The organism is Cronobacter sp. 153480017-3 (assembly GCF_053627815.1).
In genome coordinates this window covers 53894-71453 of sequence record NZ_JBSEYN010000009.1, presented here as the reverse complement: position 1 = coordinate 71453, position 17560 = coordinate 53894, and the positions used below count along the sequence as shown (strand labels likewise).

The following is a 17560-nucleotide window of genomic DNA, read 5'->3' as shown; positions in this document are numbered from 1 at the left end:
GCCCTCAGCGCAGCTTATGCTGCGCCATAAACCCTTCACCACCGAGCTGGCGCATCTGGCGCAAAATCCACTGCTGGCGCGCACGCACGTAGCCTGACGGCGCACTCGCCTTATAGCGCAGCGGGTTAGGCAGCACCGCCGCCAGCAGCGCCGCTTCGGATGCCGACAGGCGGCTGGCGGGCTTATTGAAATAGCGCTGTGACGCCTCTTCCACGCCAAACACGCCGTCGCCGAACTCCGCGATATTCAGATAGACCGTCAGAATGCGGCGTTTACTCCAGACGGTTTCAATGCCGAGCGTTAAGCCCGCCTCCAGCCCTTTTCGCACCCAGCTGCGTCCGTCCCATAAAAACAGGTTTTTAGCCGTTTGCTGCGACAGCGTGGACGCCCCGCGGATGCGGCGGCTGTTTTCATTATGCGCGACGGCTTTCTGAATCGCCGCCACGTCAAAGCCCCAGTGCTCCGGGAAGGTCTGATCTTCCGCCGCGATCACCGCAAGCCCCATCCAGGGCGAAATCTCATCCATGCTCACCCAGTCGGAGTGCGCCACGTAGCCAAAATCGCCGCTCAACCACGCGGAGAACTGCCGCTCGACCATAACCGCTGAAAACGGCACCGGCATCACGCTGAACAGCAGAATGCCCGCAATCCAGACGCCGAGCACCGCCAGAATGGCGCGCAGCGCCAGCCGACGCAGACGCACAAACAGCGAGCCGCGCGCTTTACTCATTCGCACATCGCCACCAGGCGCGCCACCAGCTTCTCAATGCCTGCCGCCGCTTCGTCGATGCTTTCCGCCAGCATATAAGCGGGCGTGGTCAGCACTTTGTTATCTTCGTCGACCACAATATCGTCCACCGGGCACGGCACATGTTCGCCACCCATCTCTTCCACCAGTTCGGCAGTATCGATATCGGTGCCGATGGTCAGTCGCAAAGGCGCGGCGATAATTTTCGGCAGCATCGCGGGCGCGATACAGATAAACCCGAGCGGTTTACCGGCTTCGTGCATCGCACGTGCCAGCGCCAGAAGCGCCGGATCAACCGAACATTCGCTGCCACGCGTGGCGAAATCGCACAGGTTTTTGGCGGCACCGAAGCCACCTGGCACCACCAGCGCATCGAGTTCTTCCGCGCGTGCCTGTTCCAGCGGCGTTATCTTGCCGCGGGCGATACGGGCCGCCTCAACGAGCACATTACGCGTCTCGCCGGTCGGTTCGCCCGTGACGTGATTAATCACGTCCGCTTGTGGTTTATCAGGCGCAAAGCAGACAGCCTGCACGCCATTACGGGCCAGCGCCAGCAGGGTTATCACCGCCTCATGAATTTCTGAACCGTCATAAACGCCACAACCGCTTAAAACCACTCCGATTTTTTTCATGATTTATCCTTACGTTAAGCCGTTGAAACCTGGAGTAAAATGTTATTTAAACGTTATGCTTCACACATTTTACTGATTCACATAACAAATCATTTAAGATTTGCTATCTTATGTACGAGCGCCTTGATCACTCAGGCCGCGCCACGTAGTTAAAAAGATCAACATCATTAATCAATGGCGAGGCCACGATTTCCCTGGTGTTGGCGCAGTATTCGCGCACCCCGGTTTAGCCGGGGTCATTTTTTTCCGGCGCCGGCAACCCACGCTTTCAGCGCACCGACGTCGTGTTGCCACTCCTGCTTCAGCTCTTCAATCCATTCCCCAACGTTATCCCACCACGCTGGCAGATCGGGCGACTGGATTTTTTGCGCCAGCTGCTGCAAATGACGCAGCCCGACCGCACCGGCAGCGCCTTTGATTTTATGGCCCTCTTCGACAATGCCTTTTTGATCGCGCGCGGTGAGGTTAGATTCCAGCACGCTCAGGTAGCCCGGCATCATTTTTTCAAACATTGCCAGACCGTCGGTGATGAGTTTAGGGCCAACCAGCTCCAGATACTGTTCCAGCATCGGGAGATCGAGCAGCGCCTGCTGCTTGCCGTCATCGCGTGTCGTCACGTCTTGCTCCTCATCGTCAGCTTGCGTATCCCAGAATTTTTTGATGGTCGCGGTCAGCGCCGGCACCGCCAGCGGTTTGCTCAGCACGTCGTCCATCCCCGCTTCCAGATACTCTTTTTTATCTTTGAGTACGTTGGCGGTCAGCGCCACCAGCGGCGGCAGCGCGTCGCGGGTATAACGGCGGTTCAGTTCGCGAGAGATATCAAGCCCGGTCATGTCCGGCAACTGGATATCCAGCAGCACCAGATCAAACTCGCCGGGGCTGAACATCTCCAGCGCCGCTTTGCCGGTCATGGCCACCTCGACGCTGCAACCGAGTTTTTCCAGCACCGACGTTGCCACGATAACGTTGAGCTCAATATCTTCCACCAGCAACACATGCAGCGCTGGCAGCGGCATCTCGTCGTCGTTGAGCGTATCTTCCACTTCTTCCGCCACGCGCGGTGCCTGCACCGTCAGAACGAACGTCGAGCCCTGCCCCGGTTTGCTGGATACCGTAATATCGCCGCCCATGCTTTTCGCGAGACGGCGCGACACCGCAAGCCCAATCCCTGTGCCCGTCGCCGGTTTGCCGCCCTGGCTGTCTTTCACCTGGTAATACATGGCGAAAATCTTGTCCTGCTCCTCCTGCGGAATACCGATGCCGGAATCTTCCACTTCAAAGCGTAGCTGCTCGTTTTCGTTATAGCTGACGCGCACCGTCACCTGGCCCTGTTGGGTAAATTTCACCGCGTTGCTGATAAGGTTCCAGAGGATCTGCCGCAGGCGCGTGCCGTCGGTCAGCACTTTATGCGGCACCGGACGCACCGGCTCCATCACGAAGCGCAGCCCTTTCTGCTGCGCCTGCAGGCCGGAGAGGTTTTCCAGGTCTGCCAGGAAGCTGGTGAAATCGACGGGCTGGTTATCAAGCTGCACTTTACGGCGCTCAATTTTATCCATGTCGATAATATCGTTGAAGATATTGCCAAGCGTCACGGCGGAAACGTGAATGGTCTTGAGGTATTTTTCCTGCTCTGCGCTGAGTTCGGTATCCAGCAGAATGCGGCTCAAGCCCACAATGCCGTTCAGCGGCGTGCGCAGCTCATGGCTGATGGTAGAGATAAAGGTCGTCTTATCGCGGCTGGCGCGCTCCAGCGCGTCCTGATAGCGCTTACGCTCGGTAATATCGCGCCCGAAACCCATCAGCCCGTGGCGTTTACCCACGCGGTCGTAATACGGCACTTTGCGGATCTCAAAACACGCTTTGCGGCCATCCGGGTAGTCGAGCCACTGCTCGTAAGTCAGCGACACATTATGGCGGAAGACTTTTTCATCGGTCTCCAGCACTTTTTCCGCCGCTTCCGGCGCATACACCTCGTGGGGTTTCAGACCAATCAGCTGTTTTTCGCTTTTACCGGTAAGCAATTCCATTGCCCGGTTGCAGCCCGAAAATTCTTTATCTTCATTACGGTAGAACACCAGATCCGGCGAGGCGTCGAGGAACGAGCGCAGAAAAGAGGATTGCTGCTCCAGCTGAATTTGCGTGACCTCACGCTCTTTCATCTCCACTTTTAGCTGCTCCAGCATATTCTGGCGCTCGGCTTCCGCTTTTTCACGGTCGGCGATTTCCTGATTAAGCTGGGCGATGTTGTCTTTAAGCTTCACGTTGAGCTTGAGATCGCGCTCGCGCATCTCTTCGAGCTTATCCACCAGCTTTGAAAGCCGCTGGCGCGACTCCTCAAGCTGCTCGACCACCACCGACAGAAAGTAGACCGCCCAGGGCGTGATCAACAGACCAAAGAAAATCGAGCGGATGACGTCAATGCTTTCGACCTGACCGTGCAGCACCATTGTCACGGCCATTTGCACCGCCATCGCCAGCACGACCAGCGCAAGGGCCAGCAGCAGCGAAAAACGCACCAGGCCAAGCTTTACCAGTAAATCGACGTAGTACTGCGCCAGCATGCGGATCTGTTTCATAAAGGATTCCTGTACTGATATTCCGTTCAATAATACCTAAATCCGCCCCTCTGGCGGAAACTCAGGCAAAAAAGTGCGGGGTGAGCAGGCGAGTGACGGAAAAAACAGCGTTTAGAGGGGGTCAGGCGCGCCGCGCCAGGGGCGACCGAGCGCCGAGCCCTGCGCGCCGTGCTGGTTGAGATAGCGGTCAATCTCGACCATGCCGGTCCAGCGGTTCTCGCACCACAGCGGCGCAAGTAAGGTCGGACGGCGGGCGCTGGCGGAAATGCGATGGTAGATGATATCCGGCGGCGTATGGCGGATCATCTCACCCGCCGTGACGGTATACTCATCCAGCGCAATGCCGCTAAGCCGCCCGGCTCGCCAGGCTTTCGCCATAATGCTGCCCTCGACGATATGCAGCGGATGCAGCTTAATGCCATCCACACCGATTTCCACCACGCGCTCAAGCGAGAGCAGCGCGTCGCTACGGGTTTCACCCGGCAGCCCGACAATAAGATGTGTGCACACCCGAAGCCCGCGCGCCCGCGCCCGACGCGTCGTCTCCTGGTAACAGGCGAAATCGTGCCCGCGGTTAATCCGGTGCAGAGTTTTATCCTTCGCGCTTTGCAGCCCCAGCTCCAGCCAGACTTCATAGCCTTGCTCATGGTAGCCGGCGAGCAGATCCAGCACGCTCTCCGGCACGCAATCCGGGCGCGTGCCCACACACAGCCCGACCATATCCGCCTGGCTTATCGCCTGCTGGTACATGGCGCGTAAAACGTTCACTTCCGCAAAAGTGCTGGTGTAAGCCTGAAAATAGGCAAGATAACGGCGGGCGCGGTCGACGCGGGCGGCCTGCTGCGTCAGCTGTTGTTGAATGGAGAGATGCTGCTGGGTTTCATCGGCGAAGGACGCGACATTACAAAAAGTGCAGCCGCCGCGCCCCAGCGTGCCGTCGCGGTTCGGGCAACTGAAGCCGCCATGCAATGACAGCTTATGAACTTTCTGACCGTAGCGACGCGTCAGGTCGCCGCCAAACATATTGACTAATTTTTGTAACTGCATAATCTGAAAAGCCGCCCGGCGAAAGGGCGACAGCCTGCCATTTTTACTTCTTTACGGCGATGACCTGGATCAAGCGCCCCGCCCTGCCTTTACCTGATGAATAATCATTCACCATAAACGGCGTTTTAGTCACCAGTACACTAATTACTTTTCCTTATGATCGTGCCGATTATTTAAGGAATATGACGGAGCGCAAAAAACAGAGCGTTTATGCGGCTTGCAGGCGCTTCACAACAGATCATGCTGCTTTAAAACCCAATAACAGTGCGGTATCCACTTCCAGCCGCTTTCTTATAGTGAGTCAGATCACACATCGCCGGGGCTTATTACCCGGAAAACCTAATGTAAAAAAGGTTAAAAGTTCTTATTTATCAATGGAATGGTTGCGCTTTAGCACACTTTTGAATAAATAAGAATGACATTTGACCTGTGTGCGGATTCCCGATAAGTTGGAAATTCGCTGGAAGCTTTCTCGATGGGCGTTCTGCCCATCATATTTATGCAGTAAATGAGATTCCCTCTTAAGTAAGTCCTCAACGACGATGTACCGATGAAAAAGGATATCAGGAGGGCGACACGCAAGGTGTGCGTTTAACGCCATACCCTGTCGCCACACCCTTTTTGCGCCCGCGCGCCATCGGTTCAGGAGGGAATCCCGCAGAGCCTGGGGAGGTTCACTGATATGTTGTACGATAAATCTCTTGAGAGAGATAACTGTGGTTTCGGCCTGATCGCCCACATAGAAGGCGAACCTAGCCACAAGGTTGTGCGTACCGCGATCCACGCGCTGGCCCGTATGCAGCACCGCGGCGCTATCCTCGCGGATGGTAAAACCGGTGACGGCTGCGGCCTGCTGCTGCAAAAGCCGGATCGCTTTTTCCGCATGGTCGCCGAAGAGCATGGCTGGCGCTTAGCCAAAAATTACGCCGTTGGCATGCTGTTCCTGAATCAGGATCCTGAAAAAGCCAGCGCCGCGCGTCGCATCGTTGAAGAAGAGCTGCAGCGGGAAACCCTGTCTATCGTGGGCTGGCGCGTGGTGCCGACCAACGAAGGCGTATTGGGTGAAATCGCGCTCTCCTCGATGCCGCGCATCGAACAGATTTTTGTGAACGCCCCGGCAGGCTGGCGTCCGCGTGATATGGAACGCCGCCTGTTTATCGCGCGTCGCCGTATTGAAAAACGTCTGGTTGACGATAAAGAGTTCTACGTCTGTAGCCTCTCAAACCTGGTGAACATTTATAAAGGCCTGTGTATGCCGGCAGATCTGCCGCGCTTCTACCTGGACCTGGCGGATCTGCGTCTGGAGTCGGCCATCTGCCTGTTCCACCAGCGTTTCTCCACCAACACCGTACCGCGCTGGCCGCTGGCGCAGCCGTTCCGCTATCTGGCGCACAACGGTGAAATCAACACCATTACCGGCAACCGCCAGTGGGCCCGTGCGCGTACCTATAAATTCCAGACGCCGCTGATCCCCGATCTGCACGACGCCGCGCCGTTTGTTAACGAAACAGGCTCTGACTCCAGCTCCATGGATAACATGCTTGAGCTGCTGCTGGCAGGCGGGATGGATATCGTGCGCGCCATGCGTCTGCTGGTGCCGCCGGCCTGGCAGAACAACCCGGATATGGACCCGGAGTTGCGCGCATTCTTTGACTTCAACTCTATGCATATGGAGCCGTGGGACGGCCCGGCGGGCATCGTGATGTCAGACGGTCGTTTCGCGGCCTGTAACCTTGACCGTAACGGCCTGCGCCCGGCGCGCTACGTCATCACGAAAGATAAGCTCATCACCTGCGCCTCCGAAGTGGGTATCTGGGATTACCAGCCGGATGAAGTCGTGGAAAAAGGCCGCGTAGGGCCAGGCGAGCTGATGGTTATCGACACCCGCGGCGGGCGCATTCTGCACTCGGCGGAAACCGACAACGATCTGAAGAGCCGCCATCCGTACAAAGAGTGGATGGAGAAAAACGTTCGCCGTCTGGTGCCGTTTGAAGATTTGCCTGACGATCAGGTCGGTACCCGTGAAATGGACGACGCCCTGCTCGAAAGCTACCAGAAGCAGTTCTTCTACAGCAATGAAGAGCAGGATTCCGTTATCCGCGTGCTGGGTGAAAACGGCCAGGAAGCGGTAGGCTCGATGGGCGACGATACGCCATTCGCCGTGCTCTCCAGCCAGCCGCGCATTATTTATGACTACTTCCGCCAGCAGTTCGCCCAGGTGACTAACCCGCCTATCGATCCGCTGCGTGAAGCGCACGTGATGTCGCTTGCGACAAGCATCGGCCGCGAGATGAACGTCTTCTGTGAAGCTGAAGGCCAGGCGCACCGCCTGAGCTTTAAGTCGCCGATTCTGCTCTACTCCGACTTTAAACAGCTCACCACGCTTGAAGAAGAGCACTACCGCGCCGATACGCTCGACATCACCTTCTCGCCTGCGCAGGCGACGCTGGAAGAGACCGTTAAAGCGCTGTGCGATAAAGCCGAACAGATGGTGCGCAACGGCACCGTGCTGCTGGTGCTCTCGGATCGCAACATTGCCAAAGATCGTCTGCCGGTACCGGCACCGATGGCCGTCGGCGCTATCCAGACGCGGCTGGTGGAACAGAGCCTGCGCTGCGACGCCAATATTATTGTGGAAACCGCCAGCGCCCGCGATCCGCACCACTTCGCCGTGCTGCTGGGCTTCGGCGCCACCGCTATCTATCCGTATCTCGCCTACGAAACGCTGGCGAAACTGGTGGATACCGGCGCTATCGAAAAAGATTACCGCAGCGTGATGCTGAACTACCGCAACGGCATCAACAAAGGGCTTTACAAGATCATGTCCAAAATGGGCATCTCGACCATCGCCTCTTACCGCTGCTCCAAACTATTTGAAGCTGTCGGCCTGCACCGCGACGTCTCCGAGCTCTGCTTCCAGGGCGTGGTCAGCCGCATCGGCGGCGCGGGCTTCGCCGATTTCGAACAGGATCTACTGAACCTGTCGAAGCGCGCCTGGCTTGCGCGCAAACCGCTCGTGCAGGGCGGATTGCTGAAATATGTTCACGGTGGCGAATACCACGCCTACAACCCGGATGTGGTGCGCACCCTCCAGCAGGCGGTACAGAGCGGCGACTACAGCGACTATCAGCAATACGCGAAGCTGGTTAACGAACGTCCGGCGGCGACGCTGCGCGATCTGCTGGCGCTGAACCCGCAGGCGGACGCGGTGCGCGTGGAAGATGTCGAACCGGCAAGCGAATTGTTCAAACGTTTTGATACCGCGGCGATGTCTATCGGCGCGCTGAGCCCGGAAGCGCATGAGTCGCTGGCGGAGGCGATGAACAGCCTCGGCGGTTTCTCGAACTCCGGCGAAGGCGGCGAAGATCCGGCGCGTTACGGCACCAATAAAGTCTCGCGCATTAAGCAGGTGGCCTCCGGCCGCTTCGGCGTGACGCCCGCGTATCTGGTCAACGCCGATGTGATTCAGATTAAAGTGGCGCAGGGCGCGAAACCGGGTGAAGGCGGCCAGCTGCCTGGCGATAAAGTCACCCCGTACATCGCGCGTCTGCGTTATTCAGTGCCGGGCGTGACGCTGATCTCCCCGCCGCCGCACCACGATATCTACTCGATTGAAGATCTGGCGCAGCTGATTTTCGACTTAAAACAGGTCAACCCGAAGGCGATGATCTCCGTGAAGCTGGTGTCTGAGCCGGGCGTGGGCACCATCGCCACCGGCGTGGCGAAAGCCTATGCGGATCTCATTACCATCGCAGGCTACGACGGCGGCACGGGCGCAAGCCCCCTCTCCTCCGTGAAATACGCGGGCTGCCCGTGGGAGCTGGGTCTGGTGGAAACGCAGCAGGCGCTGGTCGCCAACGGTCTGCGCCATAAGATTCGCCTGCAGGTAGACGGCGGCCTGAAAACCGGCCTTGATATCATCAAAGCGGCCATTCTTGGCGCGGAAAGCTTCGGCTTCGGCACCGGCCCGATGGTGGCGCTGGGCTGTAAATATCTGCGTATTTGCCACCTGAACAACTGCGCCACCGGCGTGGCGACCCAGGATGACAAACTGCGTAAAAACCACTACCACGGCCTGCCGTTCAAAGTGACCAACTACTTTGAGTTTATCGCCCGTGAAACGCGTGAAATCATGGCCCAACTGGGCGTGACGCGTCTGGTGGATCTGATTGGCCGCACGGATCTTCTGAAAGAGCTGGAAGGCTTTACGGCGAAGCAGCAAAAACTGGATCTGGCGAAACTGCTGGAAACCGCCGAGCCGCATCCTGGCAAAGCGGTCTACTGCACCGAAAGCAACCCGCCGTTCGATAAAGGCGACCTGAACGCGCAGCTGCTGGCCCAGGCGAAACCGTATGTCGACAGCCGCCAGAGCAAAACGTTCTGGTTTGATATCCGCAACACCGACCGCTCCGTTGGGGCGCTGCTGTCGGGCTACATTGCGCAGTCGCACGGCGATCAGGGGCTGGCTTCCGATCCCATCAAAGCGTACTTCACCGGGACTGCCGGACAGAGCTTCGGCGTCTGGAACGCAGGCGGCGTGGAGCTGCACCTGACTGGCGATGCCAACGACTATGTCGGCAAAGGCATGGCGGGCGGCTTGCTGGCGATTCGTCCGCCGGTAGGGTCGTCATTCAAGAGCTATGAAGCGAGCATTATCGGCAACACCTGCCTGTATGGCGCGACGGGCGGCCGTCTCTACGCCGCAGGCCGCGCGGGCGAGCGTTTCGCGGTGCGTAACTCCGGCGCGATTACCGTTGTGGAAGGCATCGGTGATAACGGCTGTGAATATATGACTGGCGGCATCGTCTGTATTCTCGGCAAAACCGGCGTGAACTTCGGCGCGGGCATGACGGGCGGTTTCGCTTACGTGCTCGATGAAGACGGCGAGTTCCGCAAACGCGTGAACCCGGAGCTGGTGGAAGTGCTGAATGTCGACGAGTTAGCGATTCACGAAGAACACCTGCGCGGGCTTATCACCGAGCATGTTCAACAGACCGGTTCACACCGAGGCGAAGAGATCCTGGCGAACTGGCCGGCGTTCTCAGCCAAATTCGCGCTGGTTAAACCGAAGTCCAGTGATGTAAAAGCATTGTTGGGTCACCGTAGTCGTTCCGCAGCCGAGCTGCGGGTGCAGGCGCAGTAAGAGGTCACGATTGATGAGTCAGAACGTTTACCAATTTATCGACTTACAGCGCGTTGATCCGCCGAAAAAGCCGCTTAAGATCCGTAAAATTGAGTTTGTGGAAATCTATGAGCCCTTCTCAGAAGGCCAGGCCAAAGCGCAGGCAGACCGCTGCCTGTCGTGCGGCAACCCTTACTGTGAATGGAAATGTCCGGTCCATAACTACATCCCTAACTGGCTGAAGCTTGCCAACGAAGGGCGCATTTTCGAAGCCGCTGAGCTGTCTCACCAGACTAACACGCTGCCGGAAGTGTGCGGCCGCGTCTGTCCGCAGGATCGCCTGTGCGAAGGTTCCTGCACGCTGAATGACGAATTCGGCGCGGTGACCATCGGCAACATCGAGCGCTATATCAACGATAAAGCGTTCGAAATGGGCTGGCGTCCCGATCTTTCCGGCGTGAAGCCGACCGGCAAACGCGTCGCTATCGTGGGCGCAGGCCCGGCAGGCCTCGCGTGCGCCGACGTGCTGACGCGCAACGGCGTGAAAGCGGTCGTGTTTGACCGTAACCCGGAAATCGGCGGCCTGCTGACTTTCGGCATTCCGGCCTTTAAGCTCGAAAAAGAAGTCATGACGCGCCGTCGTGAAATCTTCACCGGCATGGGGATTGAATTCCGGCTTAATACCGAAGTGGGCCGCGATGTCCAGATGAGCGATCTGCTGGGCGATTATGACGCTGTCTTCCTCGGCGTCGGCACCTATCAGTCGATGCGCGGCGGGCTGGAAAACGAAGACGCGCCGGGCGTGTATGAAGCGCTGCCGTTCCTTATCGCCAATACCCGTCAGATTATGGGCTTTGAAGAAGACGCGCAGCAGCCGTACATCAGTATGGAAGGCAAACGCGTGGTGGTGCTGGGCGGCGGTGATACCGCGATGGACTGTGTGCGTACCTCGGTGCGCCAGGGGGCGACTCACGTCATCTGCGCTTATCGTCGTGACGAAGAGAACATGCCGGGCTCCCGCCGCGAAGTGAAAAACGCGCGCGAAGAAGGCGTTGAGTTCCAGTTCAACGTGCAGCCGCTTGGCGTTGAAATTAACGCCAACGGCAAAGTGTGCGGCGTGAAAATGGCGCGCACGCAGATGGGCGAGCCGGATGAAAAAGGCCGTCGTCGCGCCGAAATCGTGCCGGGCTCCGAGCATGTGCTGCCGGCTGATGCCGTGGTGATGGCGTTCGGCTTCCGTCCGCACAGCATGGAATGGCTGGCGCAGCACAGCGTGGAGCTGGATTCGCAGGGCCGTGTGATTGCGCCGGAAGGCAATGAAAACGCCTTTCAGACCAGCAACCCGAAAATCTTCGCGGGTGGCGATATCGTGCGTGGCTCCGATCTGGTGGTGACCGCAATTGCTGAAGGCCGTAAAGCAGCAGACGGCATCATGAACTACCTCGAAGTCTGACCGTTTCGTCTGACGTTATAAAGGGAAGCCTCGCGCTTCCCTTTTTTATTTCATTTATCAATAAAGCAACCTTTTTTTCATTCCAGAAAAAGACTTCTGAAAGTAATCAATCATCGGTTAACGCCTCCCGGTTGATTCCTTTTCCTGACTTTTCTCACCAGCTCTCTTCCTTCTAACGGTTTATTATTCACCGATTATTTACAGCATCTATTAATATGGGTTCAGTATGAAATAAGACAGGCAGAACCATAATTTTATTATATTTATAAATTCTGTATCTTTCGGAAAGCATGTTATTTACGAGGACAATGAAATAAGCTGCCGCGACGCCGACACTTAATTCAACGCATTATTATATTGGACGTAATTATGGATACTTCTAAAACATTCAGGATGAACGTTGTCACAAAGCTGATACGCAATATTTTCCCGCTTATCGTTTTGTCCTCGCCAGTGATGGCAAATGCAGAAACTATTATTTCCAAAGATACCAGTAGTAGTTATATCGTCAGCGGTGACACTGATTATATCGTTAACCCTGACGTGACGATGTCCTCGTCAAAAACCAAACCTGCCGTCTCTGTTCAAGGTGAAGACATCGTTACCTTTACGAATAATGGCACCATTAAGAATGATTATGGCAATGCCATGCAGGTTGAAATTGACGGGCAAAGCTCAGACATGTTTACCCTGCAAAATAAAGGAACGATTAGCAGCGTAAATACCGGCATTAGCGTCACTGACGCTCAAAATGTCACCCTCGTTAATACCGGCACTATCTCCGGCAACGATTACGCGATTTCTTTCGAAAACGACGGTAATAATGCGCTGGTGCTTAAAGCAGGCTCCAGCCTCGGTGGCGATGTTATTACCACAGGCTCTGCCAACACGACGATTACCCTGAACGACAGCGGTAACGAGGACAGCAATTTTACCGGCGCGAACGAAGGCGACGGTTTTAAATCGCTGACGATGGACGGCAGCGACTGGACGCTGACCGGTAATGTCGATCTGACGGGTGAAGGCGACAGCCTTATTGTCAAAACCGGCAACCTGACGCTCGGCGGTGACGTAAAAAACAGCGGCGCAACGTTAATTAACGATGCGGCCTCGCTGCAAATCGGTACTGGCACGGGCGACAACGCGTCGCTGGAAGGTAACGTAACCAACAACGGTACGCTGATTTTCAACCAGGCGGCAGATTACATCTTCGCGGGCGATATTTCCGGCACCGGTAACCTCGTCAAAGAAGACGCCAACACGCTAACGCTCACGGGTAACAACAGCTTTAGCGGCGACGCCACGCTTAAAGGCGGCACGACCCTTGTGGCCGAAAACGCCACGATGGGTCCAGACGGCGGCACCGGCATCATTAATATCGATAGCGGTGCTACGCTCGCGTCGGCGGGCACCGTCAACAGCAGCGTGGCGATTGCCGCAGGCGGCGTACTGGCGTCCTGGAATGCTGTCAGTGGCAATGAAAACGCCTCTACCCCGGCTACGGGTAACACCATCAATGGCGACGTGACCAACCAGGGCACGCTGCAAATCGCGGGCAATAACAGCGTTGGTAATGCCTTTACGATTAACGGCAACTACACCGGCGATGAGAATAGCCGCATCGTCATGAATACCGAGGCGGGTGCAGACAACTCTCCAACCGATCATCTCGCCATTACCGGTAATAGCGCTGGCAGCTCCTCACTTGAAGTGGCCAATATCGGCGGTCAGGGCGCACAAACCATCAACGGTATTGAGCTTATCAGCGTTGGCGGCGCGTCTGATGCATCCTTCACGCTCGGTAAACCCGTCGTGGCGGGCATGTGGGAATACGATCTGTATAAGCACGACGACGGTAACTGGTATCTGGAGTCCAAAGCCAGCGATACGCCAGACCCGACGCCGGATCCAACGCCAGACCCGGATGATAATGGCGGCGATAATGGCGGTAACGATAACGGTGGTGATAACGGCGGTAACGATAATGGCGGCGGCGATACGCCACCGGCTCCGGAGGTTTATCGCCCGGAGGCTGGCGTCTATATGGCGAACTACCTGGCCGCACAGCAGATGTTTATTCACAAGCGTGACGACCGCGATCAACTGATGCTGCGCGACGCCGACGATCTGAATACCTGGATGTACGTTAAAGGCGAGTATAACGACGGCAACTTCGCGGACAGCAATCTGAAATATAAAATCCGCTCCGCCGTGGTGCAGTTAGGCAGCGACTTCCTGAGCAAAGATCTCTCCACCGGCACGCTGCACAGCGGTTTTATGCTGGGCGCAGGCTACAGCGACACCACTGCAGATGCGCGCCATAATTCGCGCTCGGCAGATGGCCGCGTTAACGGTTATAACGTCGGCGTGTATGCCACCTGGCAGGAAGATCAGAAACTGCGTCTTGGCAGTTACATCGACAGCTGGGCGTCTTACAGCTGGTATAACAGCCAGGTGAATGGCGACGATATGCCGGGAGAGAAGTATGACAGCCAGGGCTATGCCGCGTCTCTGGAAGTCGGCCATGCCTGGCTGGTGCCGTCAGAGAAAGCGCGCACCATGAAGTTTGAACCGCAGGGCCAGGTGGTTTACAGCAATCTGGATCAGGATGACCACGTTGAATATAACGGCACACGCATCAATACGCCGGATAATGACGCTGTGCTGGGCCGTATTGGCGTCAAGGCAAGTTACGTGGATCAGAAAGCTGTAGAAGCCTGGCAGCCTTACGGAGCGGTGAACTGGCTCATCGGCAACGGTATGAGCGATCTGAACTTTAACGACGAGACGCTGGACTCAAACGTGCCGTCTAACCGCTTCCAGCTGGAAACGGGCGTCAGCGGTAAAGTAAATGACGCAACCACCGTTTCCTTCCGGGTCAGCAGCGAATGGGGCGATAACTCCTACAACGCGTATTCTGGCCACATGCTGGTGAACTATCGCTGGTAATCACAGGCACAGATATCATTAATCAGCCCGGTAGAAACGACCGGGCTTTTTTTATGCCCGCAGCGCGCTGCGATGAAGCTTTAAGACGACCTTTTTGATTTCCGCTGGCTGCCTGATACTGCACCCGGGTTTATGCGGCTCACCCGGCATAAAAACAATAAACATGCCAGGCTCCATGACAATGGTCTGCTCTGCCTCAATGCGCGCGCAAAGCTGATAGTCCTCGGCCTCATGCCGCTCGCCGCACTCCCGTGCGCTGCCCGCGAGGCCATAACGCACCTGTTCCTGACCTTCCAGCAGAATCTGAATGTCTATGTAGTCCTGATGAAGTTCAGCACGCTTTTCCTGCGCAGCCTGTGTTGTAAAACACATCACGTTCATTAATAACCGCTCGCCCAACACATAACTGCCGGGCGCTTTGTGCGCCGGATGGCTCTCCAGCGCCTGCACGATAGCGTCAATCATTACCGGCGGCAGCCCTGCGGCATCAACGTTCTTAATATGTCCTGCAATCATACGTTTTCTCCCTGAGCGAGTAGCGCGGCCCCGATTAAGCCAGCATCGTGACGATAATGTGCCGCCGCAAGAGGCGTCTGAAACGCTGAAGGCTCACGAGCAAGAGCGTCGCGCACCTGCGACAAATAACCGTCCGCCAGGCCGATACTGCCGCCTATCACCGCGAGCTGACAGTCGGTAACCGCTTTGAGATCGGCAATCAGCCGCGCCAGCGTCCGGGCAGAGCGCCCCACGAGAGCTATCGCCGCAGGCTCGCCCTCGCTGGCTTTCGCAAAAATCGCTTTCGCGTCGAGCCCGGCAAGCGTGTCTGTCGCTGCCGCCGCAAGCGCACGCCCGGAGGCGATAGCCTCCACACACCCTGTTCGCCCACAGCCGCAGCGCGGTCCGCCAGGATCGGCAAGCGTATGACCAAAGTGCCCCGCCAGGCCGCTCTGCCCTGTCTGCAGTTGCCCATGAATAATGACACCGCCGCCAACGCCGGTAGATACCGTGATAAACACCATCTCGCTCACCATGTCTTTGCGCGCATGGTATTCCGCCCAGGCAGCCGCCTGCGCATCATTGACGGCAAGACACGGTAAGCCGGTCATCTGCGATACGGTTTCAGTCAAAGGGAAATGCGCAAGACCGCCGAGATTGTCGGGATTCATCGCTGTCAGCACGCCGTGGTGAATGACACCGGTAGCCGCAATCGCCACTCGATCTGCGTACGCTTTCAGTGGGGAGAGTAACGTCTCAAGCGCCGCGCTGAGCGCTTGCGGCGTTTTGCTGGCAGGCGTGGGTATTTCCCGCCGCCCGGTGATACGCAGTGACGCATCAACCGTTGCGGCAGCCAGTTTGGTGCCACCTATGTCTATCGCCAGTACGTTCATGGCCTCTCCTTTTGCATCACATTGCAACACCACAGGCGATGCGCAGGCCCGCGGATAAGCGCCCGTGACACACCGCTGGCGTTATTTATTAGACAGAGTAAAGACATAGACACTCCTTGTGGGTGAGACGCCCCGGCGCACCGCCGGGCGCCGGTTAACTTTTACTTTTGACCAGACCACGCTTACGCCCGCTAACAGCCTGCGCGCCGCTAAGCGGCTTTCCGTCCGTCGCGTCGTGCGTGCGTAACGCCTCTGGCCGAAGCCAGCGTTGCACCCGCGAAGGCATATCAAGCCCAATCAGCAGGACAACGACAAACGTCAGGCCGAACGAAAGTGAACAGAGCGCAGCGCCGAGATGTAGCCGCTCGGCAATCAGCGCGCCAAGTACGGGCGCCAGCGCGCCGCCCAACGCACCGACGTTATAGGTAAACCCGAGCCCCGCGGCACGCTGGTCTGTATCGAAATAGCCGCCAATAAGCTTCGGTAAAATGCCGGAGATCCCTTGCCCAAGCATTTGCTGGAAGAAAAGCAGCAGGCCCAGCACCCAGACATTTGCGCCGCCAATGGCGAAAACCGGAATGATGAGTACCTGCGAAGCCAGCAGGCTGTACACATAGGCACGGCGCGTACCGAGCCAGTCACCGAGAAAACCGCCCACGCAGCAGCCCACCGCCGCGCCAAAGCCGCTGAAGAATAAAACGCGTGCCACGGTTGCCGGTTCGTACGCCAGTTCGGTTTTAAGATAGGTCGGCAGTAGCGCCTGAATAGGCCATGAATAAAGAAAAGCGAACAGGACGATAACCATCAGCGTAACGCCGGTCGGCCACCGCGGGCCGCTACTTTGCACCATGAAGCTGATAAAGATCGCGGCGCAGACCAGCCCGAGTGCCGCGACAATAACCGCGCTGTTCAGCTCGCCGGTAAAGCAGAGCCAGAGTGAAACCGCGGCGAGCAGGGTTAATACGATGTTGATAATGCGGTGTTCGCCACGATACAGGATATCGACCATCGTGCGCACCGGGGTCTTTTCGCTACGGCGCGCCTCCCAGTCGTGCGCTTCAGGAATATTTTTACGCAGCCAGAGCGCAAAAACGATCGGCAGAATGCCGATGAAAAAGAGCGCGCGCCAGCCCCAGACCGGCACCACCAGACTGTAGACAAAGGCGGCGACAACCGCGCCGACAGAGAATCCTGAGATAAGAAAACCGCTGGCTTTGTTACGCAACGCCTTCGGCCAGCTTTCAATGACATAGGTTGCGCTGGCACCATATTCACCGGCCATGCCTATACCTATCACCAGACGCGCGATAAACAGCGTGGTATAACCCGGCGCTAAACCGCAGGCGAGTGTGCCGACGGAGAAAAGTACGATGCTTGAGATCATCGCAAGGCGTCGTCCATAGCGGTCGCCCATCGCGCCCAGCATTAAACCGCCGAACCAGCGAGAGATAAACGCGGCGGAAATCAGGCTCGCTGCCTGAATCGTAGTGAGGCCAAATTCATCCTGAATTTCGGTTAATACCAGTGCGATTAAGACAAAATCGAAACCATCAAGCAGATAACCCAGCCAGGCGGCGGAAAACGCCCGCCATTGTGCCCGGTTAAGGTGACGATACCACGGGATAAGTTGTGTCGTTTTAGTCAT

General features: G+C 57.0%; 10 protein-coding genes. 3 read left to right on the top strand and 7 right to left on the bottom strand.

The window, feature by feature from the left end; translation table 11 throughout:
* Positions 1-4 precede the first annotated feature (4 nt).
* The 4 genes from mtgA to ACUW6V_RS17815 all read right to left on the bottom strand — a co-directional run bounded on the left by mtgA (position 5) and on the right by ACUW6V_RS17815 (position 5003).
* Positions 5-730, bottom strand: coding sequence for a monofunctional biosynthetic peptidoglycan transglycosylase (mtgA, locus tag ACUW6V_RS17830; protein WP_004385098.1), 726 nt, complete (start codon positions 728-730; stop codon positions 5-7).
* Positions 727-1380, bottom strand: coding sequence for an isoprenoid biosynthesis glyoxalase ElbB (elbB, locus tag ACUW6V_RS17825; protein ID WP_454038733.1), 654 nt, complete (start codon positions 1378-1380; stop codon positions 727-729). The genes mtgA and elbB overlap by 4 nt, the downstream gene beginning before the upstream one ends.
* Before the next feature lie 236 nt (positions 1381-1616).
* Entirely contained in the window at positions 1617-3956 is a 2340-nt protein-coding gene (gene arcB, locus ACUW6V_RS17820) for an aerobic respiration two-component sensor histidine kinase ArcB (RefSeq protein WP_007902689.1), read from the bottom strand.
* A 111-nt stretch (positions 3957-4067) separates the two neighbouring features.
* Positions 4068-5003 (bottom strand): TIGR01212 family radical SAM protein, encoded by a 936-nt coding sequence (locus ACUW6V_RS17815; protein ID WP_454038732.1) that lies wholly within the window; start codon positions 5001-5003, stop codon positions 4068-4070.
* 682 nt (positions 5004-5685) lie between these two features.
* Here ACUW6V_RS17815 and gltB point away from each other — a divergent pair.
* The 3 genes from gltB (at position 5686) to ACUW6V_RS17800 (ending at position 14527) form a co-directional block, all read left to right on the top strand.
* Entirely contained in the window at positions 5686-10146 is a 4461-nt protein-coding gene (gene gltB / locus ACUW6V_RS17810; RefSeq protein ID WP_454038731.1) for a glutamate synthase large subunit, read from the top strand.
* Positions 10147-10159: 13 nt separating this feature from the next.
* On the top strand, positions 10160-11578 hold the full coding sequence (locus ACUW6V_RS17805) for a glutamate synthase small subunit (protein WP_023899580.1): 1419 nt from the start codon (positions 10160-10162) through the stop codon (positions 11576-11578).
* Positions 11579-11947: 369 nt separating this feature from the next.
* Entirely contained in the window at positions 11948-14527 is a 2580-nt protein-coding gene (locus tag ACUW6V_RS17800) for an autotransporter family protein (protein ID WP_454038730.1), read from the top strand.
* A 51-nt stretch (positions 14528-14578) separates the two neighbouring features.
* Here the strand turns inward: ACUW6V_RS17800 and nanQ are convergent, their stop codons facing one another.
* The 3 genes from nanQ to ACUW6V_RS17785 all read right to left on the bottom strand — a co-directional run bounded on the left by nanQ (position 14579) and on the right by ACUW6V_RS17785 (position 17560).
* On the bottom strand, positions 14579-15043 hold the full coding sequence (gene nanQ, locus ACUW6V_RS17795) for an N-acetylneuraminate anomerase (RefSeq protein ID WP_454038729.1): 465 nt from the start codon (positions 15041-15043) through the stop codon (positions 14579-14581).
* Complete coding sequence (gene nanK / locus ACUW6V_RS17790) at positions 15040-15915, bottom strand: N-acetylmannosamine kinase (RefSeq protein WP_454038728.1); 876 nt, start codon at positions 15913-15915, stop codon at positions 15040-15042. Before nanK ends, nanQ begins: the two co-directional genes overlap by 4 nt.
* A gap of 154 nt (positions 15916-16069) precedes the next feature.
* Positions 16070-17560: an MFS transporter gene (locus ACUW6V_RS17785; protein WP_063265435.1), complete on the bottom strand. Its 1491-nt coding sequence runs from the start codon at positions 17558-17560 to the stop codon at positions 16070-16072.

Coding starts and splice junctions, on each gene's coding strand:
- mtgA (WP_004385098.1), bottom strand. CDS start 730: ATGAGTAAAGCGCGCGGCTCGCTGTTTGTGCGTCTGCGTCGGCTGGCG.
- elbB (WP_454038733.1), bottom strand. CDS start 1,380: ATGAAAAAAATCGGAGTGGTTTTAAGCGGTTGTGGCGTTTATGACGGT.
- arcB (WP_007902689.1), bottom strand. CDS start 3,956: ATGAAACAGATCCGCATGCTGGCGCAGTACTACGTCGATTTACTGGTA.
- ACUW6V_RS17815 (WP_454038732.1), bottom strand. CDS start 5,003: ATGCAGTTACAAAAATTAGTCAATATGTTTGGCGGCGACCTGACGCGT.
- gltB (WP_454038731.1), top strand. CDS start 5,686: ATGTTGTACGATAAATCTCTTGAGAGAGATAACTGTGGTTTCGGCCTG.
- ACUW6V_RS17805 (WP_023899580.1), top strand. CDS start 10,160: ATGAGTCAGAACGTTTACCAATTTATCGACTTACAGCGCGTTGATCCG.
- ACUW6V_RS17800 (WP_454038730.1), top strand. CDS start 11,948: ATGGATACTTCTAAAACATTCAGGATGAACGTTGTCACAAAGCTGATA.
- nanQ (WP_454038729.1), bottom strand. CDS start 15,043: ATGATTGCAGGACATATTAAGAACGTTGATGCCGCAGGGCTGCCGCCG.
- nanK (WP_454038728.1), bottom strand. CDS start 15,915: ATGAACGTACTGGCGATAGACATAGGTGGCACCAAACTGGCTGCCGCA.
- ACUW6V_RS17785 (WP_063265435.1), bottom strand. CDS start 17,560: ATGACTAAAACGACACAACTTATCCCGTGGTATCGTCACCTTAACCGG.